21 protein-coding genes are annotated in these 24,715 nt (G+C 71.8%); 8 read left to right on the top strand and 13 right to left on the bottom strand.

From position 1 onward, the window contains the following. Nucleotides 1-122: 122 nt before the first annotated feature. On the bottom strand, nucleotides 123-911 hold the full coding sequence (locus tag ACIBJF_RS18520; RefSeq protein WP_399174818.1) for a creatininase family protein: 789 nt from the start codon (nucleotides 909-911) through the stop codon (nucleotides 123-125). A gap of 38 nt (nucleotides 912-949) precedes the next feature. Here ACIBJF_RS18520 and ribA point away from each other — a divergent pair, with 38 nt between their 5' ends. Next, a complete protein-coding gene (gene ribA / locus ACIBJF_RS18515) occupies nucleotides 950-1,621 on the top strand; it encodes a GTP cyclohydrolase II (protein WP_399174816.1) in 672 nt (223 codons plus the stop codon). A gap of 54 nt (nucleotides 1,622-1,675) precedes the next feature. Here ribA and ACIBJF_RS18510 read toward each other — a convergent pair whose 3' ends face one another. After that, on the bottom strand, nucleotides 1,676-2,899 hold the full coding sequence (locus ACIBJF_RS18510) for a serine hydrolase domain-containing protein (RefSeq protein WP_399174814.1): 1,224 nt from the start codon (nucleotides 2,897-2,899) through the stop codon (nucleotides 1,676-1,678). Nucleotides 2,900-3,143: 244 nt separating this feature from the next. Here ACIBJF_RS18510 and ACIBJF_RS18505 point away from each other — a divergent pair, with 244 nt between their 5' ends. Then, nucleotides 3,144-3,593 (top strand): PPOX class F420-dependent oxidoreductase, encoded by a 450-nt coding sequence (locus tag ACIBJF_RS18505; RefSeq protein ID WP_399174813.1) that lies wholly within the window; start codon nucleotides 3,144-3,146, stop codon nucleotides 3,591-3,593. Between the two features lie 18 nt (nucleotides 3,594-3,611). Here the strand turns inward: ACIBJF_RS18505 and ACIBJF_RS18500 are convergent, their stop codons facing one another. Continuing rightward, on the bottom strand, nucleotides 3,612-4,607 hold the full coding sequence (locus tag ACIBJF_RS18500) for an NAD(P)-dependent oxidoreductase (protein WP_399174811.1): 996 nt from the start codon (nucleotides 4,605-4,607) through the stop codon (nucleotides 3,612-3,614). On the opposite strand from ACIBJF_RS18500, the gene ACIBJF_RS18495 reads away from it, so the two are divergent. Continuing rightward, nucleotides 4,595-5,191 (top strand): TetR/AcrR family transcriptional regulator, encoded by a 597-nt coding sequence (locus ACIBJF_RS18495; protein WP_399174809.1) that lies wholly within the window; start codon nucleotides 4,595-4,597, stop codon nucleotides 5,189-5,191. The two genes, ACIBJF_RS18500 and ACIBJF_RS18495, sit on opposite strands and share 13 nt — an antisense overlap. Nucleotides 5,192-5,509: 318 nt before the next feature. Further along, entirely contained in the window at nucleotides 5,510-5,851 is a 342-nt protein-coding gene (locus tag ACIBJF_RS18490; RefSeq protein WP_365322991.1) for a VOC family protein, read from the top strand. Between the two features lie 127 nt (nucleotides 5,852-5,978). Here ACIBJF_RS18490 and ACIBJF_RS18485 read toward each other — a convergent pair whose 3' ends face one another. Next, nucleotides 5,979-7,346 (bottom strand): MFS transporter, encoded by a 1,368-nt coding sequence (locus ACIBJF_RS18485; RefSeq protein WP_399174807.1) that lies wholly within the window; start codon nucleotides 7,344-7,346, stop codon nucleotides 5,979-5,981. 214 nt (nucleotides 7,347-7,560) lie between these two features. Further along, a complete protein-coding gene (locus ACIBJF_RS18480) occupies nucleotides 7,561-8,226 on the bottom strand; it encodes a TetR family transcriptional regulator (RefSeq protein ID WP_399174805.1) in 666 nt (221 codons plus the stop codon). 164 nt (nucleotides 8,227-8,390) lie between these two features. Here ACIBJF_RS18480 and ACIBJF_RS18475 point away from each other — a divergent pair, with 164 nt between their 5' ends. The 3 genes from ACIBJF_RS18475 to ACIBJF_RS18465 all read left to right on the top strand — a co-directional run bounded on the left by ACIBJF_RS18475 (nucleotide 8,391) and on the right by ACIBJF_RS18465 (nucleotide 13,211). Next, entirely contained in the window at nucleotides 8,391-9,284 is an 894-nt protein-coding gene (locus tag ACIBJF_RS18475; protein WP_399174803.1) for a shikimate dehydrogenase, read from the top strand. Nucleotides 9,285-9,298: 14 nt separating this feature from the next. After that, entirely contained in the window at nucleotides 9,299-11,080 is a 1,782-nt protein-coding gene (locus ACIBJF_RS18470; protein WP_399174852.1) for a bifunctional sugar phosphate isomerase/epimerase/4-hydroxyphenylpyruvate dioxygenase family protein, read from the top strand. Between the two features lie 184 nt (nucleotides 11,081-11,264). After that, nucleotides 11,265-13,211 (top strand): ArnT family glycosyltransferase, encoded by a 1,947-nt coding sequence (locus ACIBJF_RS18465; RefSeq protein WP_399174800.1) that lies wholly within the window; start codon nucleotides 11,265-11,267, stop codon nucleotides 13,209-13,211. A gap of 62 nt (nucleotides 13,212-13,273) precedes the next feature. Here the strand turns inward: ACIBJF_RS18465 and ACIBJF_RS18460 are convergent, their stop codons facing one another. From ACIBJF_RS18460 to tkt, 8 genes are all read right to left on the bottom strand, one after another. Continuing rightward, nucleotides 13,274-14,494 carry an RNA-guided endonuclease InsQ/TnpB family protein gene (locus ACIBJF_RS18460; protein ID WP_399174798.1) on the bottom strand — a complete coding sequence of 407 codons (1,221 nt, stop codon included), beginning with the start codon at nucleotides 14,492-14,494 and terminating at the stop codon, nucleotides 13,274-13,276. 223 nt (nucleotides 14,495-14,717) lie between these two features. Then, a complete protein-coding gene (locus tag ACIBJF_RS18455; RefSeq protein WP_399174796.1) occupies nucleotides 14,718-15,305 on the bottom strand; it encodes a histidine phosphatase family protein in 588 nt (195 codons plus the stop codon). 6 nt (nucleotides 15,306-15,311) lie between these two features. After that, complete coding sequence (gene gnd / locus ACIBJF_RS18450) at nucleotides 15,312-16,190, bottom strand: phosphogluconate dehydrogenase (NAD(+)-dependent, decarboxylating) (protein WP_356311003.1); 879 nt, start codon at nucleotides 16,188-16,190, stop codon at nucleotides 15,312-15,314. Between the two features lies 1 nt (nucleotide 16,191). Beyond that, nucleotides 16,192-17,853, bottom strand: coding sequence for a glucose-6-phosphate isomerase (gene pgi / locus ACIBJF_RS18445; RefSeq protein ID WP_399174794.1), 1,662 nt, complete (start codon nucleotides 17,851-17,853; stop codon nucleotides 16,192-16,194). 1 nt (nucleotide 17,854) lies between these two features. Further along, on the bottom strand, nucleotides 17,855-18,781 hold the full coding sequence (gene opcA, locus ACIBJF_RS18440) for a glucose-6-phosphate dehydrogenase assembly protein OpcA (RefSeq protein WP_399174791.1): 927 nt from the start codon (nucleotides 18,779-18,781) through the stop codon (nucleotides 17,855-17,857). Beyond that, the gene (gene zwf, locus ACIBJF_RS18435) at nucleotides 18,778-20,385 is read right to left on the bottom strand and encodes a glucose-6-phosphate dehydrogenase (protein ID WP_365322974.1); all 1,608 of its coding nucleotides are present in this window, start codon (nucleotides 20,383-20,385) and stop codon (nucleotides 18,778-18,780) included. Before zwf ends, opcA begins: the two co-directional genes overlap by 4 nt. Next, on the bottom strand, nucleotides 20,382-21,527 hold the full coding sequence (gene tal, locus ACIBJF_RS18430; protein WP_399174788.1) for a transaldolase: 1,146 nt from the start codon (nucleotides 21,525-21,527) through the stop codon (nucleotides 20,382-20,384). The genes zwf and tal overlap by 4 nt, the downstream gene beginning before the upstream one ends. A gap of 30 nt (nucleotides 21,528-21,557) precedes the next feature. Then, nucleotides 21,558-23,633 (bottom strand): transketolase, encoded by a 2,076-nt coding sequence (gene tkt, locus ACIBJF_RS18425; protein WP_399174787.1) that lies wholly within the window; start codon nucleotides 23,631-23,633, stop codon nucleotides 21,558-21,560. Between the two features lie 146 nt (nucleotides 23,634-23,779). Between tkt and ACIBJF_RS18420 the strand changes: the two genes are divergently transcribed. Then, entirely contained in the window at nucleotides 23,780-24,685 is a 906-nt protein-coding gene (locus ACIBJF_RS18420; RefSeq protein WP_399174785.1) for a helix-turn-helix domain-containing protein, read from the top strand. Nucleotides 24,686-24,715: the final 30 nt, after the last annotated feature.

The raw sequence follows: 24,715 nt of genomic DNA, 5'->3' as shown, positions 1-24,715 counted from the left end.
CAGGCCGCGCCCGCCACGACGGACCCCGCACCGGCCTCCGCGACGGAAGGTCCGCGATCCGCCCGGCAGCCCGAGTCCGCCCAGGCCCCCGCGCCCGGACGGAACACCCCGCCCGCGAGGGACTACCCGCGTCCCGCCCCGGACGTGAGCAACGCGAAATACGCCTCGAAGGATTCCGCCAGGCTCGCCAGCAGTGCCTTCCCCTTTTCCGCCGAACCGAGGGAAGGACGGCCGATGACGCCCGATTCGGTATAGGCGGACATTCCCACGGTGAGCAGATGACGACGGTCGTCAGCGGTGAAATCGGCGGACTCGTAACCAGGGCGGACGAATTCGGGATGAGCGTGCAGCAGAATCGAGGTCTCGATTTCTCCCGCGTGCATGTCGGTGAGCAGCGAGGTGTGCATCCCCGCCCGCTCCCGCGCCGTCTCCCAGTCCTCGGCGGCCGGGAACAACGCCATCCGCTCGCCGCGCGCGGAGGCCTCCTGGACGACGTTGCCCAGCACGTAGTTGCCGCCGTGCCCATTGACCACGACGAGCGCGTCGACGCCCGAGCGGCGCAGCGACGCGGCGATGTCCGAGACCACCGCATGGAGGGTCACGGCGGAGATGCTGACGGTCCCCGGCCAGTCCGCGTGCTCGTGCGAGCAGGAGACCGTCACCGGAGGAAGGAGGTGCACCGGGTACGCGGCGGCGATCTCCCGCGCCACGGCACAGGCGACGAGCGTGTCGGTCGCCAGCGGAAGGAACGGACCGTGCTGTTCGAAACTGCCTACGGGAAGGACGGCGACCTGTGTTGAAACGCCCGCCGCCCGCGTCCGTACCACTTCGGTGGTGTCCGCCGGCATCACGCCGTACGCCACGCTGTTTGTCCCCCCACATGCCGCCGCACGCGCGCCCGAACCATCCATCGTTTCACGGCCTTTCGTCTCTGCTTAGGAATCAGATCATGACAGAAAACACCGGCGTCAACATGGGCGTACTCGGCAAGAAGGCTCCGCGGCGTTCGGGCGCGGAACGCGTCGTGAATGCACCGCTGCCCACCGTGTACGGGAAATTCCAGGCGGTCGGCTACCTGGACCACGACCGCGGTGACGAGCAAGTGGCCTTGGTGTACGGCGACATCGGCACCGAGAACGTGCTGACCCGGCTGCACTCGGAATGCCTGACCGGGGACGCGTTCGGCTCCCGGCACTGTGAGTGCGGCGACCAGCTAGAGGCCGCCCTGCGCGCCGTCGTCGCCGAAGGCAGCGGGATCGTCGTCTACTTGAGGGGCCACGAGGGCCGCGGCATCGGACTGCTCGCCAAGTTGCGCGCGATGGCGCTGCAGGCGGAGGGCCTGGACACGGTGGAGGCGAACCTCGCGCTCGGCCTGCCCGTCGACGCCCGCGACTACGGCATCGCGGCTCAGATCCTGCACGACCTCGGGGTGCGCTCGGTGCGCCTGATGTCCAACAACCCGCGCAAGCGGGAGGCGCTGGTCCGGCACGGCATCCAGGTCGCCGAGCAGGTGCCGCTGCTGATCGAGCCGTGCGAGAGCAACATCACGTATCTGCGCACCAAGCGGGAGCGGCTCGACCACATCCTGCCCCATCTGGACGCCGTCGCCCACGGCTCCTGAGGCCGGCCGTCCCGGCGTCCGCCGCCTCCCCCATGGGCGGCGGGCGCCCGGCGGTCAGCGCACCAGCGCCTCGTGCACCAGCCGCCGCAGCTCCGGGAAGATCTTCAGCGTCTTCGGCCGTACCTGCGTCATGAACTGGACCGTCAGCTCATGGCCCGGATCGACCCAGAACGCGGTCGTGGCCACGCCGGTCCAGCCGTACGTGCCCAGGCTGGAGGGGGCCAGGGTGCGGGACGGGTCGGTCACCACCGACACGTTGAAGCCGAAGCCGAGCCCGTCGTTGCCGGGCTCCTGGTGGACGGGGGCGCCGAAGGACCGCAACGTCGCGTCGCCGGGCAGCTGGTTGCGGGTCATCATGCCGACGCTGTCCGCGGACAGCAGCCGCACGCCGTCCAGTTCGCCGCCCCGGCGCAGCATCTCCATGAACCGGTGGAAGTCGTACGCCGAGGAGACCAGGCCGCCGCTGCCCGACAGGAACCTCGGCCGGCCGCGCACCGGCAGCCCCGGCACCGGCTCGATCCCGCCCTCGTCCCTCTCCCCGTACAACTCGGCCAGCCTGCCCGCCTGTTCGGGCTCGACGTGGAAGCCGGTGTCGGTCATGCCGAGCGGGGTAAGGATCCGCTCGGCGAAGAACGCGTCCAGCGGCTGTCCGGACACCACCTCGATGAGACGGCCCAGCACGTTCGACGCTACCGAGTAGTTCCACTGGGTGCCCGGGTCGAACTGCAACGGCATCCGCGCGTACACCTCGACCGTCTCCGCGAGATCGGCGCCCGGCGGCACCGAGTACTCCAGGCCGGACTCCCGGTAGAGGGCGTCGACGGGGTGCCGGTAGTAGAAGCCGAAGGTCAGGCCGGCGGTGTGGGTGAGCAGATGCCGGATCAGGATGGGACCGGCGGCCGGGCGGGTGCGCATCCCGGCGCCCGCACCGCCGTCGTACACACGGGGTTCGGCGAACGCGGGCAGATGACGTTCGAGCGGGTCGTCGAGGGACAGCCTGCCCTCCTCCACCAGCAGCAGTACCGCGACCGCGGTGACCGGCTTGGTCATGGAGTAGATCCGCCACAGCGTGTCCGCCTCGACCGGCAGCCCTGCCGCGACATCGCGCCGGCCGTACGTGGTGAGGTGGGCGACCCGGCCGCCACGCGACACGGCCACCAGAAAGCCGGGCAGCCGCCCCTCGTCGACATAGTGCGCGACATGCCGGTCCAGGCGGTCCAGCGCCTTGCCGTCCAGCCCCGCCTCACCGGGGTCGACCTCCTGCCGCAGCCCTGCCATCGCTCTCCTCCCGCCGCCTGATACGCGATGCCCCCGGCCGCCCGCCGGGACACATCCGATCTCATCGTCGCCCAGGAACACCACCATGGACCCGTTCATCAGCGGTGTTTGTGATCGACGCGACGCCGTCGGCCGCGGGCAGGCCGCGATCGCCACCGGTTCCGGCCGGCCCGCCCTCGCCGTCGGTCCTCGGCAGTGGGGACTGCGGGGAATGCGGGGGACGCGCCCGTAAGTTGACCGTGTCATGAGCGAAGAGTCCACCCCGGTCCCCACGCAGGACGCGCTGCTCGAACTGCTCGCCGAAGGCGACGCCGGCGTCCTGGTCACCCTCAAACGCGACGGCCGCCCCCAGCTGTCCAACGTCAACCACGCCTACTATCCCGACGAGCGCGTCATCCGGATCTCCGTCACCGACGACCGCGCCAAGACCCGCAACCTGCGCCGCGACCCCCGCGCCTCCTACCACGTCACCAGCGCCGACCGCTGGGCGTTCACCGTCGCCGAGGGCACCGCCGAGCTCTCCCCCGTCGCCCAGGACCCGCACGACGACACCGTCGCGGAACTGATCCGCCTCTACAGGGACGTTCAGGGCGAGCATCCGGACTGGGACGACTACCGGGCCGCGATGGTCCGCGACCGCCGCCTGGTGGTGCGGCTGCACGTCGACCGGGCGTACGGTATCCCGAAGCGCTGACCCGCCTCCGGTTCGCGGCTACGACGCCTCGGCGGTCCGCGTCTCGATCGCGCGCAGCACGGCGACCATGTCCTCGTCGCCGTACCCCTGGGCCACCGTCTCCTCGAACAGGGTGTGGCACACGTCGAGGAGCGGTGAGGCCAGGTGTGCCTTGCGGGCCGCCTCGGCGATGAGCCGGTTGTTCTTCAGGACGTCCAGCGCGGCCGCCTGCACCGCGAAGTCCCGGTCGAACAGCTTCGGCGCCTTCATCCGGGAGACACCGCTGGCCATCGGCCCCGCGGCGAGGACGTCCAGGAACAGCCGCCGGTCCAGGCCCTGGCGCTCGGCGAAGTGGAAGGCCTCGGTCAGCCCGGTCACCTGGGTGATCAGGAAGAGGTTCACGGACAGCTTCATCAGCAGCGCGCCGGGCGCCGGACCGCACACGAACGTCTCCCGGCACATCGGCGCGAGCAGCGGCCGTACGGCGTCCACGGCGTCCTTCTCGCCGGCGAGCATCGCCACCAGCTGCCCCTCCTCCGCAGGCACCCGTGACCCGGAGACGGGTGCCTCGACGTACCGGCCGCCGGCGGCGCGGACGTCGGTCTCCAGGGCGCGGGAGTACTCGGGGGACGTGGTGCCCATGTGGACCACGACGCGGCCGGCGACCCGTGCCGCCAGCGCCGGTGTGCCCCGGCCGAGGACGGTGTCGACGGCGGCCTCGTCGGCGAGCATCAGCAGCACCACGTCCGCCCGGGCGAACACCTCGTCGGCGTCCGCGGCGACTTCGGCCCCGGCCGCGCGCAGGGGTGCGGCGCGTTCCGGGGTCCGGTTCCAGACCACCAGGGGCGTGCCGGCGGACACCAGACGCTGCGCCATGGGCCGGCCCATCACTCCGAGACCGATGAAACCGACGTTCACGGGAACCGCCCTCCGCTCCGGGAGCCGACTATGACCGCTGTCATAGTAGCGGCCGTTATGACGCCGGTCATAGAGTTGAGGGCGGCGAGGATCGGAGGTCCGCGATGAGCGAGACACGGCACGGGCCGCGCGAGCGGATGGTCTTCAGCGCGGCCCAGCTCATCCGGCGCGACGGCGTCGCCGCGACCGGCATGCGGGAGGTCGCCGCGCACGCAGGCGCACCCCGCGGCTCGCTCCAGCACTATTTCCCGGGCGGGAAGGAACAGCTGGTCAACGAGGCGGTCGGCTGGGCCGGACGGTATGCGGGCAGGCGCATCGCGCGCTTCCTCGCGGGGCTGGAGGAGCCGACGCCGAGCGGACTGTTCGCGGCGATGGTCGCCCAGTGGACCGACGAGTACGCGGCGCACGGCTTCGCGACGGGCTGCCCGGTCGCCGCCGCCACCGTCGACTGCGCCTCGGCCGACGGCTCGACCCGCGAGGCCGTGGCCGCCGCGTTCAGGACCTGGCGGAACCCGCTCGCCGAGGCCCTGACCGACATGAGCGTCCCCGCGGCGCGTGCCGAATCCCTGGCCACGCTGATGATCAGCACCCTGGAGGGCGCGATCTTGATGGCCCGCGCGGAACAGGACGCAGGGCCCTTGACCACGGCGGTACGGGAACTCGGGCCCCTGCTCGACTCGGCGGTGGGCTCGGGCGGGTGAGCGCGACCGGGAGTGCGGTCGGGTGGGTGTGGCCGGTGCGGCGGGTCGGGGTGGCCGCTGTGGTGGGGCAGCGGCTGCCGTGGCGCTTGCGGGGATTGCGGTGGGTGGTCCTGATGGGGCCGCTGCCGGTGTGCCGTGTGGCCCCTGCACGCGGCATGTGTGGCGGGTGCGCGGCAGGTGCTGCCGCACGCGGTGCGTTTCGGCGGAGTGGTGCCGCCGGCGCGGCTGGTTCGGCGGACGCCGGGGTGCGCTGCGGGTGCGGCGGATCGCGGTCGGCCGGTGCTTGTCCGTGCCCGCCCGCCGCACTAGCCTCCGCTCGTGATCAATGGTGCACATGTGGTGCTCTACAGCCGGGACGCGGAGGCCGACCGGGCCTTCCTGCGCGACACCCTCGGGTGGGCGCACGTCGACGCGGGCCACGGATGGCTGATCTTCCAGGCGCCGCCCACCGAGGTGGCCTGCCACCCCGCCGACGGCGAGCCCGCGCACGAGCTGATGCTGATGTGCGACGACCTCGACGCGACGCGGCGTGAACTCGCCGAGCGGGGAGTGGAGTTCTCCCGGCCGGTCGAGGAGGCCCGCTGGGGCCGGGTGACCGCCCTGCGCCTCCCGGGCGGCGGCGAACTCGCCCTGTACGAGCCGCGGCACCCGAAGCCGTAGGCGGAATACCGCGGGCCGCGGACCCACAGTCCGCGGCCCGTGTATCGCGGACGGGCGGGCCGCGCAGGCGCCGTTCGGCTCCGCGCGGCCCCCGTGGACCCGGTGTCGACCCCGGACCCCGGCGGTCTTAGGCCGCCGTGACCCGTTCCGCCCGCCGCGCCGGACCGCCCGACCGCTCGCCGAGCAGTTCGGTCGGGACCTTGTGGGTCTCGCGGGCGGTGACTGCGGCCAGGGCCGGCGGGAGGCACAGGGCGGCCGTGAACAGGGCCACCGCCGACCAGTCGTCGCCGCCCGGGCCGGCGATCTCGGCGGCGAAGGTGACCGCGAACCCGGCGACCGCGAAGCCGATCTGCGTGCCGACGGCCATGCCCGACAGCCGCACCCGGGTCGCGAACATCTCGCCGTAGAAGGCGGGCCACACACCGTTCGCGGCGCTGTAGACCAGACCGAAGGCCACGATTCCGAGGAGCAGGGTCAGCGGGCGGGAGCCCGTGGAGATCGCCCACAGATAGCCGGCCATCGCCGCCGCGCTGCCCACCGCGCCGATCAGGAACACCGGCCGGCGCCCGATCCGGTCCGAGAGGGTGGCCCACAGCGGGATCGCGGCCAGCGCGGCGAGGTTCGCCAGGGCGCCCACCCACAGCATGAACGTACGGGACATCCCGACCGCGTCACTGGTGGCGTACGCCAGCGCCCACACCGTGAAGATCGTGCTGACCGAGGCGATGAGCGCGCCCGCGATCACCCGGAGCACGTTCGCCCAGTGCTCGCGCAGCAGCACCGCGAGCGGCAGCCGCACCACGCCCTCGGTCGCCGCCTGCCGGGCGAAGGCCGGGGTCTCGCGCAGCCGGCGCCGGATGACGTAACCGACCACGGCGACCGCGAAGCTCAGCCAGAACGGCACCCGCCAGCCCCAGGACAGCAGTTGGTCCTCGGGGAGCCTGGAGACGGGGATGAAGACCAGCGTGGCGATGAGCTGGCCGCCCTGGGTGCCGCTGAGCGTGAAGCTGGTGAAGAACCCGCGCCGGTCCGGTGGCGCGTGCTCCAGGCTCATGGAACTCGCGCTCGCCTGCTCGCCTGCCGCCGATATGCCCTGCAGCACGCGGCAGAGCACGAGCAGCACCGGCGCGAGCGAGCCGGCCTGGGCACGGGTGGGCAGACAGCCGATCAGGAACGTCGAGATGCCCATCAGGATCAGCGTGAAGACCATGATCTTCTTGCGGCCGAGCCGGTCGCCGACGTGCCCCAGGACCAGTGCGCCGAGCGGCCGGGCGGCGTAGGCGACGCCGAAGGTGGCGAGCGACAGCAGAGTCGCGGTCGCCGGGTCGGAGGAGTCGAAGAACACCTTCGGGAAGATCAGTGCGGCGGCGCTGCCGTAGACGAAGAAGTCGTAGTACTCCAGCGCGCTGCCGATCCAGGCGGCCGTCGCCGCCTTCCAGGGCTGGCCGGGAGGGGCCTCGGCGGCGGGCGCGGGGGCAGGGGTGGGGACGGACACGGCGGCTCCTTCGGGGGACTCCACCCTACGGAAGGGCGGGGTGAGCGAGAGGGGAGGGAGCGGGCGAGGGCCGGATCTCGGCTGCTAATTAACCCACTGGGTAGTTAGTTGTGGTGGGTGGGATGTTGCGCCCGCGTTTCCCCGCTGTCAAGAGTTCGGGCCACGGTCCGTGCGAGAGCGCGACGGTGCGCAGGAGGGCGCGGACCTGCCGGCGTCAGCCGGCCGCCCGCTCCGCCGTCAGGTAGGCGATCACCATGTCGCCGAGCATGGTGCGGTAGTGGTCCCGCTGGGCAGGGTCCACCAGGTCCCGGCCGAACAGGGCGCCGAAGGTGTGCCGGTTGGACATCCGGAAGAAGCAGAACGAGCTGATCATCGCGTGCAGGTCGACCGCGTCGACGTCGGCCGTGAACAGCCCCGACTCCTGTCCCGCGGTGAGGATCCGGCGGATCACCTCCAGGGCCGGGGAGCCGATCTTCCCGAGTTTCTCGGAGGCCGCGATGTGCTCGGCGCCGTGGATGTTCTCGATGCTGACCAGGCGGATGAAGTCCGGGTGCCGCTCATGGTGGTCGAAGGTCAGCTCGGCCAGGCGGCGGATCGCGGCGACGGGGTCCAGGTGCTCGACGTCCAGCTGCTGCTCGGCCTCGCGGATCACCCCGTACGCCCGCTCCAGCACGGCGGTGAACAGCTGCTCCTTGCCGCCGAAGTAGTAGTAGATCATCCGCTTGGTGGTGCGGGTGAGGGCCGCTATCTCGTCGACCCGGGCGCCGTCGTAGCCGGCCCGCGCGAACTCCTGCGTGGCCACGTCGAGGATCTCGGCCTTGGTGCGGGCCGCGTCGCGCACCCGTCCCCCGGGTCGTACCGGTTCTTCGACGCTGGTCATCGCATTCCTTCGGGCCGGTGGACGCCAGGGCGGCACGCTCGCTGTGCGTGCCCGTGATTGTAGAAGCAGGACCCCGGGCCGTCGCCGAGGTCTTCCTCACGGCGGCCACGGCTGATATAGCTAATGTACTGTTTCGTACATTAGCGCCGCCTCGGGAGGGCCACGTGGCCAAGGACTCTTATCTCGTCGGGCTGATCGGGGCCGGCATCGGCCCCTCGCTCAGCCCCGCACTGCACCAGCGGGAGGCGGACCGGCAGGGCCTGCGCTACCTCTACCGGCTCCTCGACCTCGACGTCCTCGGGCGGACGCCCGAGGCGGTCGGCGACCTGGTCCGCGCCGCCCGCGATCTCGGCTACGACGGGCTGAACATCACCCACCCCTGCAAGCAGCTGGTCATCGACCACCTCGACGCGCTCGACCCGCGCGCCGAGGCGCTCGGCGCGGTCAACACCGTGGTCTTCGACGACGGCCGGGCCATCGGCCACAACACCGACGTGACCGGTTTCGCCGCCGCCTTCGCGCGCGGCCTGCCGGACGCCCCGCTGGAGCAGGTCGTCCAGCTCGGCGCGGGCGGCGCGGGCGCGGCCGTCGCCCACGCCGTGCTCACCCTGGGCGCCGGGCGGGTCACCGTCGTCGACGCGCTGCCCGAGCGTGCCGCCGCGCTCGCCGACTCGCTGGTACGGCACTTCGGCCCCGGCCGGGCGGGAGCGGCGACGGTCGACAGGCTTCCGGCACTGCTCGGCCAGGCCGACGGCTGTGGGGGGCTGGTCCATGCCACCCCCACCGGTATGGCCGCGCATCCCGGACTGCCCCTGCCCGCGGAGCTGCTGCATCCCGGGCTGTGGGTCGCCGAGGTCGTCTATCGGCCGCTGGAGACCGAGCTGCTGCGGGCCGCACGCGTGCGTGGCTGTGCCGCATTGGGCGGGGGCGGGATGGCCGTGTTCCAGGCCGCCGACGCGTTCCGGCTGTTCACGGGGCGAGAGCCGGACAGTGGGCGGATGCTGGCCGACTTCGAGGAACTGGCGGGCGTCGAGCGCTCGGGGAGTGCCGTCGGATGACGAGGAACACGGACATGCACACCTCCATCGCCACCGTCTCCCTCAGCGGCACCCTCACCGAGAAGCTCGCCGCCGCCGCGCGTGCCGGGTTCGGCGGGGTGGAGATCTTCGAGAACGACCTCCTCGCCTGCCCGCTCGCTCCCGAGGAGATCCGTGCCCGCTGCGCCGACCTCGGGCTGAGCATCGACCTGTACCAGCCGATGCGCGACGTCGAAGGCATACCCGAGGAGATCTTCGTGCGCAATCTGCGGCGCGCCCGGCACAAGTTCGAGCTGATGAACCGGCTCGGCGCGGACACCGTCCTCGTGTGCTCCAGCGTGTCGCCGGACGCCGTGGACGACGACGCACGAGCGGCCGGTCAGCTCGCACGACTGGCCGGACTGGCCGAGGAGTTCGGGATACGGGTGGCGTACGAGGCGCTCGCCTGGGGCCGGCACGTGAACACCTACGAGCACGCGTGGCGCATCGTCGAGGCCGCCGACCACCCGGCGCTCGGCGTCTGTCTGGACAGTTTCCACATCCTGTCCCGCGGCTCCGACCCGAAGGGCATCGAGGACATCCCCGGCGAGAAGATCTTCTTCCTGCAACTCGCCGACGCCCCGCTGCTCGCGATGGACGTCCTGCAGTGGAGCCGCCACTACCGCTGCTTCCCCGGCCAGGGCGGCTTCGACGTCGCCGGGCTGGTACGGCACGTCCTCGCCGCCGGATACCGCGGGCCGCTGTCCCTGGAGGTCTTCAACGACGTCTTCCGGCAGGCCGACGCCGGCCCCACCGCCGTCGACGCCCACCGCTCCCTGCTGCTCCTGCGGGAGGCCGTCGGCGCCGCCGAACTGCCGCCGCCCGTCGTGCCCACCGGGGTGGCCTTCGCCGAACTCCTCACCCCGGACGCCGAACCCGTCACCGCGCTGCTGACCGCGCTCGGCTTCACCCGCGCCGCCCGGCACCGCGGCAAGCCCGTCGACCTGTGGCAGCACGGCGAGGCCCGCGTCCTGGTCAACACCGCCGCCACCGCCCGCCGCGACGGCACCCGGCTCGCCGCGATCGGCCTGGAGTCCCCGGACCCCGCCCCTGCCGCCCGCCGCGCCGAGGCCCTGCTCGCCCCCGTGCTGCCCCGCCACCGCGCCCCCGGGGACGCCCCGCTCGACGCCGTGGCGGCCCCCGACGGCACCGAACTGTTCTTCTGCGCCACCGGCAACCCCGAACTCCCCGACTGGCGGGCCGACTTCGCCGACCTGCCGGACACCCCGGCGCCCTCCGCCACCCGCATCGACCACCTCGCCCTCACCCAGCCCTGGCACCACTTCGACGAGGCCACGCTCTTCCACCGCAGCGTCCTCGGCCTCACCGCCCAGGAGAGCGTCGACCTCGCCGACCCCTACGGCCTCATGCGCAGCCGGGCCGTCGCCAACGCCGACGGCAGCGTCCGTATCGCCCTCGGCGTCGGCGCGGCACCCACCGACGACACCGTGCACGCGGCGCACATCGCGCTGGCCACGGACGACGTGGTGGCCGCGGCCCGCGCCTTCCGCGCCGCGGGCGGCCGGCTGCTGCCGGTGCCGGGCAACTACCACGACGACCTCGCCGCCCGGTACGACCTCGCCGACGACGAGCTGGAGACCTACCGGGACCTCGGCATCCTCTACGACCGGGACGCGGGCGGCGCCTTCCGGCACTGCTACACCGAGACCGTCGGCCGGGTCTTCTTCGAACTCGTCCAGCGCGACCCCGGCTACCAGGGGTACGGCGCCGCGAACGCCCCGGTCCGGCTCGCGGCCCAGCACGCCGGGCGGCGCTGAGGGAGGCGGGCGAAGGAGCAGGACGGAAGAGGAGGTGAAGGAGCCGGTGAGCCCGCGGTGAAACCTCGGTGAGACCCGGCCCCGGCACCCGCCGCCCTTCGTTCCGGCGGCCGATACTCGCACGGTCCAGGACATACCCGGTGTCCCGGACCCGAGTGTCCCGTACCGGGTGCCTGGAACCCCCATGCCGATCCCCGCCGGCCGCCCGCTGCTGCGGCCCCACCTGCCGCCGACCGCAACCGCCCCGCCGCCGGCCACCCCGCCCCCCCGGCCCCCGGCCACCCGTGCCGACCGCTACGAGCGGCCGGTGCTCGCCGCCATCGCCGCACTCGCCGCCGTGCTGTGCCTGTGGGGCCTGGAGCACAGCACCTACCACGCCTTCTACGCGAGCGCGGTGCGCAGCATGACGGACAGCCCGGCCGGTTTCTTCTACGGCTCCTTCGACCCGGCCGGCTCCATCACGCTGGACAAACTGCCCGGTTTCCTGTGGCCGCAGGCGCTCGCGGCGCTGCTGTTCGGCTTCCACCCGTGGGCGCTGGTGCTGCCCCAGGCCCTGGAGATGGTGGGCTGTGTCCTGCTGCTGCATCTGCTGGTGCGCCGCTGGGCCGGGATGCCCGCCGGGCTGCTGGCCGCCGCGTTCCTGACGCTGACCCCGGTGACGGTGGGCCTCGGCCGATCGGTCACCGAGGACGCCCCGTTCGTGCTGCTCCTGCTGCTGGCCGCCGAGGCCACCTGGCGGGCCACCGAGAAGGCCCGCCCGCGCACCCTGCTGCTCGCGGGCGTCTGGGTGGGCCTCGCCTTCCAGTGCAAGATGCTGGAGGCGTGGGCGGTGCTGCCCGCGCTGGCCGCGACCTACCTCGTCGCCGCGCCCGCCGCGCCGCGCCGCCGTATCGGCCATGTGGCGCTGGCCGGAGCGGTGACCGTGGCGGTGTCGGTGTCGTGGATGCTGGTGGCCGCCCTCACCCCGGCGGGCGCTCGCCCGTACCTCGACGGCACCACCGACGACTCGCCGTTCGCGCTGGTCGTCGGCTACAACTTCCTGAACCGTTTCCACGCCGTCGGCATCGACGCGGCCGGCACCGGCAGCGTCGATGCCGGCCGCGCGGTCCGTGCGGGCGCCCACCTGGGGCCGGGCATGGGCGACGGCATGGGGAAGATGTTCAGCCCCGGCCTCGCCACCCAGACCGGCTGGCTGTACCCGCTGGCCGCGCTCGGTCTCGTCGGAGGGCTGCTGGCGCTGCGCCGGCGCAGGGTGCCGCGCACCGACCGGCTGCTCGCCGGACACGTGCTGTGGGGCGTGTGGCTCGTGACCTTCTTCGTGGTCTTCAGCCTCGGCAGCGTCACCGGCCACACCTACTACATGGGCGTCGTCGCGGTGGCCGTGGCCGCCCTCGCCGCGACCGGTGTCGTCCAGGCCCGCCACTCCCGCGCGCTCGCCGCCGTCATCGCCGTCAACGTCGTCTGGTGCGCGGCCCTGACGCTGTGGTACCCGCGCTTCCAGCCCTGGTCGGCGCCCTGCGCGGCCGTCCTCGGCCTGCTCGCGCTGCTGCTCGCGCAACTGCGCCGGCGCTCCGGCGAGGCCGCCCGCCGCATCCGGCCGCGGGCCGCGCTCGCCACCGCCCTCGCCGCAGTCCTGCTGGTCCCCGCCGTCTGGACGGCGTCCGCGCTGTCCCTGCGCTACAACCAGCCCGGCTCCTTCGGCCGGGTCGGCCCGACCAGCACCGGCACCGGCACCGCGTCGACCACCCTCGGCCCCCAACGCCTGCGGCTGCTGGCCTACTTGACCGCGCACCGCGACGGCGCCCGCTACCTGGCCGCCGTACCCGGCTGGCAGAGCGCCGCGCCGTACGTCATCGCCGCCGACGCGTCCGTGCTGCCGATGGGCGGCTTCACCGGCCGCGTCCCCTACCCGGCGCCGGCCGCCTTCCGGAAGCTGGTGGACACCGGACGGCTGCACTACGTCCTCGTGCCGCGTGCCGACCTGCGTCCCGGCGCCCTCGCGGCCGCCCGTCCCGTCGGTGTGCTGCTGCGCTGGACCGCCACCCACTGCGCGCTCGTCCCGCCGGCCGCCTACGACCCCGGCGACCGGATCCGGCTGCTGTACCACTGCGGCCCGGCTCACCAGGGTTGAAGGCTCCCCTCCCTGAAGGGAGGGGATGCGTCGCCCTCCAGGGCTGAGCGGGGATTTACGGCTCAGGCCGCCACCGGAGCCGGCGGCTCGGGTGGTCTTACGCCCTCGGCACCGTCCGGGTTCCAACCTGCCCGGACCAGCATCACGCGGGCGGAGTTCTTGTCCCTGGGGGACACCGCTGCGCACGCGGTGCAGGTATACGTTCTCATCGACAGAGGCAGTGCGTGCTTGGTTCTCGCTCCGCACGTGGCACAGTCCATCGTGGTGTGCGCCGGGTGCACGAGACGGACCTCCCGCCCGTGCTTGCGGCCCATCTCGACCAGGGCACGCTTCGTCGCGGCGATGGCGGCATCGGCCGCCTTGCGGGCCATGGTGGTCTTCGCCAGGAACCTCGGCCTGAAGTCCTCCACCGCAACCCCGTCGTGGCCGCGCATCACGGACTTGGCCCACTTGCGGGCGGTGTCCTCCCGCTGCCGCGCGATCTTCTTGTGCAGCTTCGCCGCCTGTGCCTGCGCCTTGCGGTAGCCGGCGGATGCGGGCTGTCCCTTCGAAGGCCGGCGCCGGGCCATCATCCGCTGGTACCTCGCCAGCCGCTGCGCGGCCCGCCTGCCGTGCTCGGCATGGGGGAGATCGTAGGCGTCGTCGGTGGTGGTGGCGGTCTCCTTCACACCCCAGTCCACCCCGAGCACGCGCCCCGTGGGGGCGAGCGGTTCGCTCTGCGCGGCAACGACGAAGGACACATACCAGTGCCCGAGCGTGTCCTGGTGCACGCGCACACTCGACGGGTCGGCGGGCAGGTCCCGCGACCACACCACCCTCAGCACAATCCCGCCCGCCAGGTGCAGGCGGCCGTCCCTGAGGCGGAAACCGCGCTTGGTGTAGTTGAGGCTGGGCCGCGCCTCCCGCTTCTTCTTGAAGCGGGGCATCCCGGCCCGGCGCTGCTGCGGCAACCGGTCCTTGATGTCCTTCAGTGCTTTCGCCCTCGACCTGGCGAAGTCCCGAATCACCTGCTGCTGCGGCACGCTCGCGCCCTCAGCCAGCCAGGGCGTCACCCTGCGGGCCTCGGTCAGCATCTTGTCGAGCTGAGCCGGACCACACGTCAGCTTCTCGCCACCCGCTTTGCCCTGCACGTGGACCTGCCGGGACTTGGCCACGCACTCGTTCCAGATCCAGCGGCAGCGATCCCACTCGGCTTCGAGCCGGCGCCTGGCCGTGTTCGACAGGCGCACACGGAAGGTGTACCGGGCATGCCCGGTGTCCTTCGTGGTCGCCTCTGTCGTCATGCATCCGAACCTACCTGAGAGCACTGACAGTTGAGAGTTCTTGATCATGGTGGGCGGCATCACCGCCGTGCGGGGCGGGGCGCCGGATCGCCCTGACAGCGATCCGGCTATCCCTGCCCTGCTCCGCAGGAGTCCGATTCCTCCCCGGCCTGACGGCCGGGGCATCCTCGGAGGAACACAGTAAACCGGGCCGCGCACAACGGGACTTGCCGAGCGGGAGCCGTTACGGCCGTCTGTTCCACTCGGCGATCACGGGCCGCCCGTGCTCGGTGGACAGCCGGCTGACCGTGCCCGTGGCCAGCTGGAACAGCCGGCCCTCGGCGGGCGGCAGACCCAGCCGGCGGGCGGTGAGCACCCGCAGGAAGTGGGCGTGGGCGACGAGGACCACGTCCCCCTCCGCCAGGGCCGGGGACAGCCGGGCCAGCACCCGGTCGGCGCGGGCGCCGACCTCCGGCGGTGACTCGCCCGGGTGCCCGTCGGGTCCGGGCGGCACGCCGTCGGTCCACAGGTCCCAGCCGGGGCGCGTGCGGTGGATGTCGACCGTGGTGACGCCCTCGTAGCCGCCGTAGTCCCACTCGTGCAGGTCGGGGTCGGGCACGACCCCGGTCAGGCCCGCCAGTTCGGCGGTGCGCAGCGCGCGGCCCAGCGGGCTGGCGAGTGCCAGGGCGTAGGTCCGGCCGGTGAGGAGCGGGGCGAGGGACTTGGCCTGTTCCTCACCGGGCCCGGTCAGGGGCAGGTCGGTCCAGCTGGTGTGCTGTCCCGACCGGCTCCACTCCGTCTCACCGTGGCGGACCAGCAGGAGGTCCCCCACGGCGGGTCAGCCCTTCTTCTCGACCGCGTGGCCGCCGAACTGGTTGCGCAGCGCGGCGATCATCTTCATCTGCGGGGAGTCGTCCTGCCGGGAGGCGAACCGGGCGAACAGGGAGGCGGTGATCGCGGGCAGCGGCACGGCGTTGTGGATCGCCGCCTCGACGGTCCAGCGGCCCTCGCCGGAGTCCTCCGCGTAGCCGCGCAGCTTCTGCAGGTGCTCGTCCTCGTCCAGGGCGTTGACCGCGAGGTCCAGCAGCCAGGAACGGATGACGGTGCCCTCCTGCCAGGAGCGGAACACCTCGCGGACGTTCTCCACCGAGTGCACCTTCTCCAGCAGCTCCCAGCCCTCGGCGTAGGCCTGCATCATGGCGTACTCGATGCCGTTGTGGACCATCTTGGAGAAGTGCCCGGCGCCGACCCGGCCCGCGTGGACGTAGCCGTACGGGCCCTCCGGCTTGAGCGCCTCGAAGATCGGCTTCAGCGGCTCGACGTGCTGCTTGTCGCCGCCGACCATGAGGGCGTAGCCGTTCTCCAGGCCCCACACACCGCCGGAGACACCGGCGTCGACGAAGCCGATGCCCTTGATGCCGAGGGCGGCGGCGTGCTTCTCGTCGTCCGTCCAGCGGGAGTTGCCGCCGTCGATCACGGTGTCGCCCGGCTCCAGCAGGTCGCCGAGCTCGTCGATGACGGTCTGCGTGGCGGTGCCGGCCGGGACCATCACCCACACGTGGCGGGGCGCGTCCAGCTTCTCGACCAGTTCGGCGAGGGACTTGACGTCGGAGACCTCGGGGTTGCGGTCGTAACCGAGGACGGTGTGGCCGGCGCGGCGGATCCGCTCGCGCATGTTGCCGCCCATCTTGCCGAGACCGATGAGACCGAGCTGCATATCAGTTCACTTCCGATGCGTTCTTGAGCGTGCGGTAGGCGGCGACGAGGGCCGTGGTGGACGGGTCGAGACCCGGGACGTCCGCGCCCTCGGTGAGCGCGGGCTCGACGCGCTTGGCGAGGACCTTGCCCAGCTCCACGCCCCACTGGTCGAAGGAGTCGATGTTCCACACCGCGCCCTGCACGAACACCTTGTGCTCGTAGAGCGCGATGAGCTGGCCGAGGACGGACGGGGTGAGTTCCTTCGCCAGGATGGTCGTCGTCGGCCGGTTGCCCCGGAAGGTCTTGTGCGAGACCAGTTCCTCGGGGACGCCCTCCGCGCGGACCTCCTCGGCGCTCTTGCCGAAGGCGAGGGCCTGGGTCTGGGCGAAGAAGTTGGCCATCAACAGGTCGTGTTGCGCCTTGAGTTCCTCGCTCAGCTCGCCGACGGGCTCGGCGAAGCCGATGAAGTCCGCCGGGATCAGCTTGGTGCCCTGGTGGATCAACTGGTAGTAGGCGTGCTGGCCGTTGGTGCCGGGCGTGCCCCACACCACCGGCCCGGTCTGCCACTCCACCGGCCGGCCGTCGCGCTGCACCGACTTGCCGTTGGACTCCATGTCCAGTTGCTGGAGATAGGCGGTGAACCTGGACAGGTAGTGGCTGTAGGGCAGGACGGCGTGTGACTGGGCGTCGTGGAAGTTGCCGTACCAGATGCCCAACAGACCTAGGAGCAGTGGGGCGTTGGCCTCGGCGGGTGCGGTGCGGAAGTGGTCGTCGACCAGCCGGAAGCCGTCGAGCATCTCCCGGAACCGCTCCGGGCCGATGGCGATCATCAGGGACAGGCCGATCGCGGAGTCGTACGAGTAGCGCCCGCCGACCCAGTCCCAGAACTCGAACATGTTGTCCGGGTCGATGCCGAACTCGGTGACCTTCTCCGCGTTGGTGGACAGCGCCACGAAGTGCCGGGCGACGGCCTTCTCGTCGCCGTCGAAGGCGGTCAGCAGCCAGGAGCGCGCCGAGGTCGCGTTGGTGATCGTCTCGATCGTGGTGAACGTCTTGGACGCGACGATGAACAGCGTCTCCGCCGGGTCCAGGTCACGGGTGGCCTCGTGCAGGTCGGCGCCGTCCACGTTCGACACGAACCGGAACGTCAACTCCCGTGCGGTGTAGGGGCGCAGTACCTCGTAGGCCATCGCGGGGCCGAGGTCGGAGCCGCCGATGCCGATGTTGACGACGTTCCTGATGCGCTTGCCGGTGTGGCCGGTCCACTCGCCGGAGCGGACCTTGCCGGCGAAGTCGGCCAGCTTGTCGAGGACGGCGTGCACCTTCGGCACGACGTTCTCCGCGTCGACCTCGATCACCGCGTCGCGCGGGGCGCGCAGCGCCGTGTGCAGGACCGCACGGTTCTCGGTGACGTTGATCCTCTCGCCGCGGAACATGGCGTCGCGCAGTGCGAACACGCCGGTGGCGGTGGCGAGTTCCTGGAGGAGGGCCAGGGTCTCGTCGGTGATCAGGTGCTTGCTGTAGTCGATGTACAGGTCGCCGACCCGTACGACGTACCGCTCGGCTCGGCCGGGGTCCGCCGCGAACAGCTCGCGCAGGTGCGGCTGCCCCTCGGCGCGGTGGTCGGCGAGGGCCGTCCACTCGGGCCGGTTGGTGAGCTTCACAAATTCGGACTCGGCCATCTCAGGCGTTCTCCTTGGCGGCCTCGCCCTTGAGGGCGATGGCGTACATCTCGTCGGCGTCGAGGCGGCGCAGTTCCTCGGCGATGAGTTCGGAGGTGGGGCGGACCTTCAGGGCCAGGGTGCGCGGCGGCTGGCCGGGCAGGGACAGCGTGGCGAGGGGGCCCTCGGGGCGGTCGATGCGGATCTCGCCGTTCTGGGTGCCCAGCCGTACGGCGGTGACGACCGGTCCGGCGGTGACCACGCGGTCCACGGACACCTGCAGGCGGGCCTCCAGCCAGCGGGCCAGCAGCTCGGCGCTGGGGTTGTCCGCCTCGGCTTCGACGGCCGCCGACGTGATCCGCACCCGGGCCTGGTCCAGGGCGGCCGCCAGCATCGACCGCCACAGCGTGAGCCGGGTCCAGGCGAGGTCGGTGTCGCCGGGGGCGTAGTTGCGGGCGCGGGTCTCCAGGACCTCCATCGGCCGCTCGAACGCGTACAGGTCGGTGATCCGGCGCTGTGCGAGCGCACCGAGCGGGTCCTCGGACGGGGCGTCGGGGGCGTCCACCGGCCACCACACCACGACGGGCGCGTCCGGCAGCAGCAGCGGCAGCACGACCGAGTCGGCGTGGTCGGACACCTCGCCGTAGGTGCGCAGCACGACCGTCTCGCCGGTGCCGGCCTCGGAGCCCACCCGGACCTCGGCGTCCAGCCGCGAGTGGGTGCGGTCGCGCAGGGTGCGGACGTGCCGCTTGATGACGACCAGGGTCCGCATGGGGTGCTCGTGCGAGGCGTCCTCCGCGGCCTTGATCGAGTCGTAGGCGTTCTCCTCGTCCGTGACGATGACCATCGTCAGGACCATGCCCACGGCCGGGGTGCCGATGGCGCGGCGGCCCTGCACCAGCGCCTTGTTGATCTTGCTTGCCGTGGTGTCGGTCAGGTCGATCTTCATGGCCTGCGCCAGCTCCGTCCGTCTCGTGCGAGCATCTCGTCCGCTTCCCTCGGTCCCCAGCTGCCCGACGCGTACTGCGCCGGCCGCCCGTGCGCCGCCCAGTACTCCTCGATCGGGTCGAGGATCTTCCAGGACTCTTCCACTTCCTGGTGACGGGGGAACAAATTCGCGTCGCCGAGCAGCACGTCCAGGATGAGCCGCTCGTACGCCTCCGGGCTGGACTCGGTGAACGACTCGCCGTACGCGAAGTCCATGGACACGTCCCGGATCTCCATCGAGGTGCCCGGCACCTTGGAGCCGAACCGCACGGTCATGCCCTCGTCGGGCTGGACGCGGATCACGATCGCGTTCTGCCCGAGTTCCTCGGTGGCGGTGGAGTCGAAGGGGGAGTGCGGGGCCCGCTTGAACACCACCGCGATCTCGGTGACCCGGCGGCCCAGCCGCTTGCCGGTGCGCAGGTAGAAGGGGACGCCCGCCCAGCGGCGGTTGTCGATGCCCAGCTTGATCGCGGCGAAGGTGTCGGTCTTCGACTTCGGGTCGATGCCCTCCTCCTGGAGGTAGCCGACGACCTTCTCGCCGCCCTGCCAGCCGCCCGCGTACTGGGCCCGCACGGTGTGCCTGCCCAGGTCCCGCGGCAGCCGCACCGACTTCAGCACCTTCAGCTTCTCGGTGAGCAGCGCCTCCGCGTCGAACGCGATCGGCTCCTCCATGGCGGTCAGCGCCATCAGCTGCAGCAGGTGGTTCTGGATGACGTCACGGGCGGCGCCGATGCCGTCGTAGTAACCGGCGCGGCCGCCGATGCCGATGTCCTCGGCCATGGTGATCTGGATGTGGTCGACGTAACTGCGGTTCCAGATCGGCTCGTACATCTGGTTGGCGAAGCGCAGCGCCAGGATGTTCTGGACGGTCTCCTTGCCGAGGTAGTGGTCGATGCGGAACACCTGGTCCGGTTCGAACACGTCGTGCACGATCGCGTTCAGCTCGCGGGCGCTGGCCAGGTCGTGGCCGAACGGCTTCTCGATGACCGCGCGCCGCCAGGAACCCTTCGGCGGGCTCGCCAGGCCGTGCTTCTTCAGCTGCTGCACGACCTTCGGGAAGAACCGGGGCGGCACCGAGAGGTAGAACGCGAAGTTGCCGCCGGTGCCGCGGGAGGCGTCCAGCTCCTCCACCGCGTCCTTCAGCTGCTTGAAGGCGGTGTCGTCGTCGAAGTCGCCGGGGATGAACCGCATGCCCTCGGCGAGCTGCTGCCACACCTCCTCGCGGAACGGGGTGCGGGCGTGCTCCTTCACGGCGTCGTGCACGAGCTGCGCGAAGTCCTGGTCCTCCCATTCGCGGCGGGCGAACCCGACGAGGGAGAAGCCCGGCGGCAGCAGGCCGCGGTTGGCGAGGTCGTACACGGCCGGCATCAGCTTCTTGCGGGACAGGTCACCGGTCACACCGAAGATGACCAGCCCGGACGGGCCGGCGATCCGCGGGAGCCGGCGGTCGCGGGTGTCCCGCAGCGGGTTCTCCCAGTCGGCGGCCGGGGCCACCGGGACCTGCACCGCCTCGGGTGCGGGAGCCTTGGGTGCGGGCGGCTCGGCGGCGGGGGCGTTCTCGGTCATCGGGCGTCAACTCCCTTGCTCTTCAGGGACGTCGTCACGGCCTCCAGCAGCTCCCGCCAGGCCGCCTCGAACTTGGCGACGCCCTCGTCCTCCAGCTGCTGGACGACCGCGTCGTAGGAGATGCCGAGCCGCTCGACGGCGGCCAGGTCGGCGCGGGCCTGCGCGTAGCCGCCGGTCACCGTGTCGCCGGTGATCTCCCCGTGGTCGGCGACGGCGTTCAAGGTGGCCTCCGGCATGGTGTTGACCGTGCCCGGCGCGACCAGCTCGTCCACATACAGGGTGTCCTTGTAGGCCGGGTCCTTCACCCCCGTGGAGGCCCACAGCGGGCGCTGCTTGTTGGCCTTGGCACCGGCGAGCGCGACCCAGCGGTCGGAGGCGAAGACCTCCTCGTACGCCTCGTAGGCGAGCCGGGCGTTGGCGAGGGCCGCGCGGCCCTTGACGGCCAGGGCCTCGTCGGTGCCGAGGGCGGTGAGCCGCTTGTCGATCTCGGTGTCCACACGGGAGACGAAGAAGGACGCCACCGAGTGGACCGTGGCGAGGTCGATGCCGCGTTCGCGGGCCTTCTCCAGGCCGGCCAGGTAGGCGGCCATGACCTCACGGTAGCGCTCCAGGGAGAAGATCAGCGTGACGTTGACGCTGATGCCGAGCCCGATGACCTCGGTGATGGCCGGCAGACCCGCCTTGGTCGCCGGGATCTTGATCATCACGTTGGGGCGGTCGACCAGCCAGAAGAGCTGCTTGGCCTCGGCGACGGTCGCCTTCGTGTCGTGCGCCAGGCGCGGGTCGACCTCGATGGAGACCCGGCCGTCCCGGCCGCCGGAGGCGTCGTACACCTCGCGCAGGATGTCGGCGGCGTCGCGCACGTCGGCGGTCGTCATCATCCGCACCGCCTCGTCCACGGTCACACCGCGTACGGCGAGGTCGGCCAGCTGCTCCTCGTAGCCCTCGCCGGAGCCGATGGCGGCCTGGAAGATCGAGGGGTTCGTGGTGACACCGACGGCGCTCCCGCTCGCCACCAGCTCGGCGAGGCTGCCCGAGGTGATCCGCTTGCGCGACAGGTCGTCGAGCCAGATCGACACGCCCTCGTCGGCGAGGCGCTTGAGGGCTCCCGGGGTCGCGATTGCTTCGGTCACAGTGATCATTCTTCTTTCGGGTCGTATCGGGCGTCGGTGTCAGGCGCGCGCGGCGGCGAGGGACTCGCGGGCCGCGGCGGCGACGTTCTCGGGGGTGAAGCCGAACTCGGCGAACAGGGTCCCCGCGTCGGCGGAGGCGCCGAAGTGCTCGAGGGAGACGATGCGTCCCGCGTCGCCCACGTACCGGTACCAGGTCAGACCGATCCCGGCCTCGACGGCGACCCGGGCCTTCACGGCCGGCGGCAGCACCCGCTCGCGGTACTCGCGGGGCTGCTCCTCGAACCACTCCACGGACGGCATCGACACCACGCGCGTGCCGATCCCCTCGGCCTGGAGCTGCTCGCGTGCGGCCACGGCCAGCTGCACCTCGGAGCCCGTCGCGATGATGATCACCTCCGGGACCTCGGTCGAGGACTCGCGCAGCACGTAGCCGCCCTTGGCCGCGTCCTCGTTCGGCGCGTACACCGGCACGCCCTGGCGGGTGAGCGCGAGCCCGTGCGGGGCGGGGTTCACGGTGTGCCTCTTCAGGATCTCGGCCCAGGCCACCGCGGTCTCGTTGGCGTCGGCCGGGCGGACGACGTTCAGGCCCGGGATCGCGCGCAGCGAGGCCAGGTGCTCGACCGGCTGGTGGGTGGGGCCGTCCTCGCCGAGACCGACGGAGTCGTGCGTCCACACGTACGTCACCGGCAGCTGCATCAGCGCCGCCATGCGGACGGCGTTGCGCATGTAGTCGGAGAACACCAGGAAGGTGCCGCCGTAGATCCGGGTGTTGCCGTGCAGGGCGATGCCGTTCATCTCCGCGGCCATGGAGAACTCGCGGATGCCGAAGTGGACGGTACGGCCGTAGGGGTCGGCCTCGGGCAGCGGGTTGCCCTTCGGCAGGAAGGAGCTGGTCTTGTCGATGGTGGTGTTGTTGGAGCCGGCGAGGTCGGCGGAGCCGCCCCACAGCTCCGGGATGACGGGGCCGAGGGCCTGCAGCACCTTGCCGGAGGCGGCACGGGTCGCGACCGACTTGCCCTCCTCGAACACCGGCAGCGCGTCCTGCCAGCCCTCGGGCAGCTCGCCCTTGCTGACGCGGTCGAACAGCTCGGCGCGCTCCGGCTGCGCGGCACGCCACTCGGCGATCCGCTTGTCCCAGGCGGCGTGGGCCTCGGCACCCCGGTCCAGGGCCCGCCGGGTGTGCTTCAGGACGTCGTCCTCGACCTGGAAGGTCTGCTCCGGGTCGAAGCCGAGCACGCGCTTGGTGGCGGCGATCTCCTCCTCGCCGAGCGCGGAGCCGTGGGAGGCCTCGGTGTTCCGGGCGTTCGGGGCGGGCCAGGCGATGATCGTGCGCATCGCGATGATGGAGGGCCGCTGGGTCTCGGCCTGCGCGGCCGTCAGCGCCGCGTACAGGGCGGGCACGTCGATGTCGCCGTCGGCGGTGGGCTCGATGCGCTGGGTGTGCCAGCCGTAGGCCTCATACCGCTTCAGCACGTCCTCGGAGAAGGCGGTCGCGGTGTCGCCCTCGATGGAGATGTGGTTGTCGTCGTAGAGGAAGACCAGGTTGCCGAGCTTCTGGTGGCCGGCGAGCGAGGAGGCCTCGGCGGAGACGCCCTCCTCCAGGTCGCCGTCGGAGACGATCGCCCAGATGGTGTGGTCGAAGGGGGAGGTGCCCGCGGGGGCCTCCGGGTCGAACAGGCCGCGCTCGTAGCGGGCCGCCATCGCCATGCCGACCGCGTTGGCGACACCCTGGCCGAGCGGGCCGGTGGTGGTCTCCACGCCGGCGGTGTGGCCGTACTCGGGGTGGCCCGGGGTCTTGGAGCCGTGCGTGCGGAACGCCTTCAGGTCGTCCAGCTCCAGCTCGTACCCGGAGAGGAAGAGCTGCGTGTACAGCGTCAGCGAGGTGTGGCCGGGGGACAGAACGAAACGATCCCGGCCGGTCCACTCGGGGTCGGCGGGATCGTGACCCATCACCTTCTGAAAGATCGTGTAGGCGGCAGGTGCCAGGCTCATCGCCGTGCCCGGGTGCCCGTTCCCCACCTTCTGCACCGCGTCGGCCGCCAGCAGACGGGCGGTGTCCACGGCACGCCGGTCGAGGTCGGTCCACTCGAAGCCGTCGGAAGTCTGCGTGGTCATCTTCAAGAAGTCCTCGTTCAGTGCGGGATGGCTGGCCTGACGCGTTCAAACTTAAAAGTCTGACTTTTTCGAGGAAAGGTCGGGGTGTGTCAGCCTGTGGTGAATCTGGGACAGTGATCGCGCGACAGGGACGGCTCGAAAAGGACATGGCTGACAGAACGCCCCGAGGTGAGGGACCGAGCGCCGGCGGCGAGGGCATCAAGACCTTCCCCTTCCCGACCGAACTGGCCGTCGGCGGCGTCGGCATGCAGGTCGGCCCCCTGGGCGACGACCACACCTGGCACGCCGACGCCCCCCTGCACCGCGTCCACCGCATCGACTTCCACGTCATCATGCTGTTCACCGACGGCCCCGTACGGCACATGATCGACTTCGCCGAGTACGAGGCCGACGCCGGCGACCTGCTGTGGATCCGCCCCGGACAGGTCCACCGCTTCTCCCGCGAGGCCGTGTACCGCGGAACCGTCCTGACCATGCAGCCCGGCTTCCTGCCGCGCGCCACCGTCGAGGCCACCGGCCTGTACCGCTACGACCTCCCGCCCCTGCTGCACCCCGACCCGGACCGGCTCGCCGCGCTCCAGGCCTCCCTCGACCAGCTGCGGCGCGAGTACGAGGACACCGCCACGCTCCCGCTCAGCCTGCACACCGCCGTCCTGAGGCACACCCTCACCGCGGTCCTGCTGCGCCTCGCGCACCTCGCGGCCAGCTCCGCCGAGGCCGACCGGCAGCAGACGGACAGCACCTTCACCCGCTTCCGGGACGCCGTCGAGCAGGGCTTCGCCGCCAACCACAGTGTCAGCGCCTACGCCGACGCCCTCGGCTACTCCCGCCGCACCCTCGTCCGCGCCGTCCGCGCCGCCACCGGCGAGACCCCCAAGGGCTTCATCGACAAACGGGTCGTGCTGGAGGCCAAGCGCCTCCTCGCCCACACCGACCTGCCGATCGGCCGTGTCGGCGCGGCCGTGGGCTTTCCCGACGCGGCGAACTTCACCAAGTTCTTCCATCTGCACACCGGTCAGACGCCGGTGGCGTTCCGGGCGGAGCTGCGGTAGCGCACCCGTTCCCCCCGCCCCGACCGTCCC

It is taken from the genome of Streptomyces sp. NPDC050743, assembly GCF_044456925.1.
Lineage (GTDB): Bacteria > Actinomycetota > Actinomycetes > Streptomycetales > Streptomycetaceae > Streptomyces.
This window is presented reverse-complemented; position numbering and strand designations above follow the sequence as displayed.

What these genes read in the sequence shown, in the direction of transcription:
- ACIBJF_RS18480 (WP_399174805.1), bottom strand. Translation starts at nt 8,226, where the DNA reads ATGACCAGCGTCGAAGAACCGGTACGACCCGGGGGACGGGTGCGCGAC.
- ACIBJF_RS18465 (WP_399174800.1), top strand. Translation starts at nt 11,265, where the DNA reads ATGCCGATCCCCGCCGGCCGCCCGCTGCTGCGGCCCCACCTGCCGCCG.
- ACIBJF_RS18460 (WP_399174798.1), bottom strand. Translation starts at nt 14,494, where the DNA reads ATGACGACAGAGGCGACCACGAAGGACACCGGGCATGCCCGGTACACC.
- opcA (WP_399174791.1), bottom strand. Translation starts at nt 18,781, where the DNA reads ATGAAGATCGACCTGACCGACACCACGGCAAGCAAGATCAACAAGGCG.
- ACIBJF_RS18505 (WP_399174813.1), top strand. Translation starts at nt 3,144, where the DNA reads ATGAGCGAAGAGTCCACCCCGGTCCCCACGCAGGACGCGCTGCTCGAA.
- gnd (WP_356311003.1), bottom strand. Translation starts at nt 16,190, where the DNA reads ATGCAGCTCGGTCTCATCGGTCTCGGCAAGATGGGCGGCAACATGCGC.
- ACIBJF_RS18495 (WP_399174809.1), top strand. Translation starts at nt 4,595, where the DNA reads ATGAGCGAGACACGGCACGGGCCGCGCGAGCGGATGGTCTTCAGCGCG.
- ACIBJF_RS18470 (WP_399174852.1), top strand. Translation starts at nt 9,299, where the DNA reads ATGCACACCTCCATCGCCACCGTCTCCCTCAGCGGCACCCTCACCGAG.
- ribA (WP_399174816.1), top strand. Translation starts at nt 950, where the DNA reads ATGACAGAAAACACCGGCGTCAACATGGGCGTACTCGGCAAGAAGGCT.
- ACIBJF_RS18520 (WP_399174818.1), bottom strand. Translation starts at nt 911, where the DNA reads ATGGATGGTTCGGGCGCGCGTGCGGCGGCATGTGGGGGGACAAACAGC.
- tal (WP_399174788.1), bottom strand. Translation starts at nt 21,527, where the DNA reads ATGATCACTGTGACCGAAGCAATCGCGACCCCGGGAGCCCTCAAGCGC.
- ACIBJF_RS18420 (WP_399174785.1), top strand. Translation starts at nt 23,780, where the DNA reads ATGGCTGACAGAACGCCCCGAGGTGAGGGACCGAGCGCCGGCGGCGAG.
- tkt (WP_399174787.1), bottom strand. Translation starts at nt 23,633, where the DNA reads ATGACCACGCAGACTTCCGACGGCTTCGAGTGGACCGACCTCGACCGG.
- pgi (WP_399174794.1), bottom strand. Translation starts at nt 17,853, where the DNA reads ATGGCCGAGTCCGAATTTGTGAAGCTCACCAACCGGCCCGAGTGGACG.
- zwf (WP_365322974.1), bottom strand. Translation starts at nt 20,385, where the DNA reads ATGACCGAGAACGCCCCCGCCGCCGAGCCGCCCGCACCCAAGGCTCCC.
- ACIBJF_RS18510 (WP_399174814.1), bottom strand. Translation starts at nt 2,899, where the DNA reads ATGGCAGGGCTGCGGCAGGAGGTCGACCCCGGTGAGGCGGGGCTGGAC.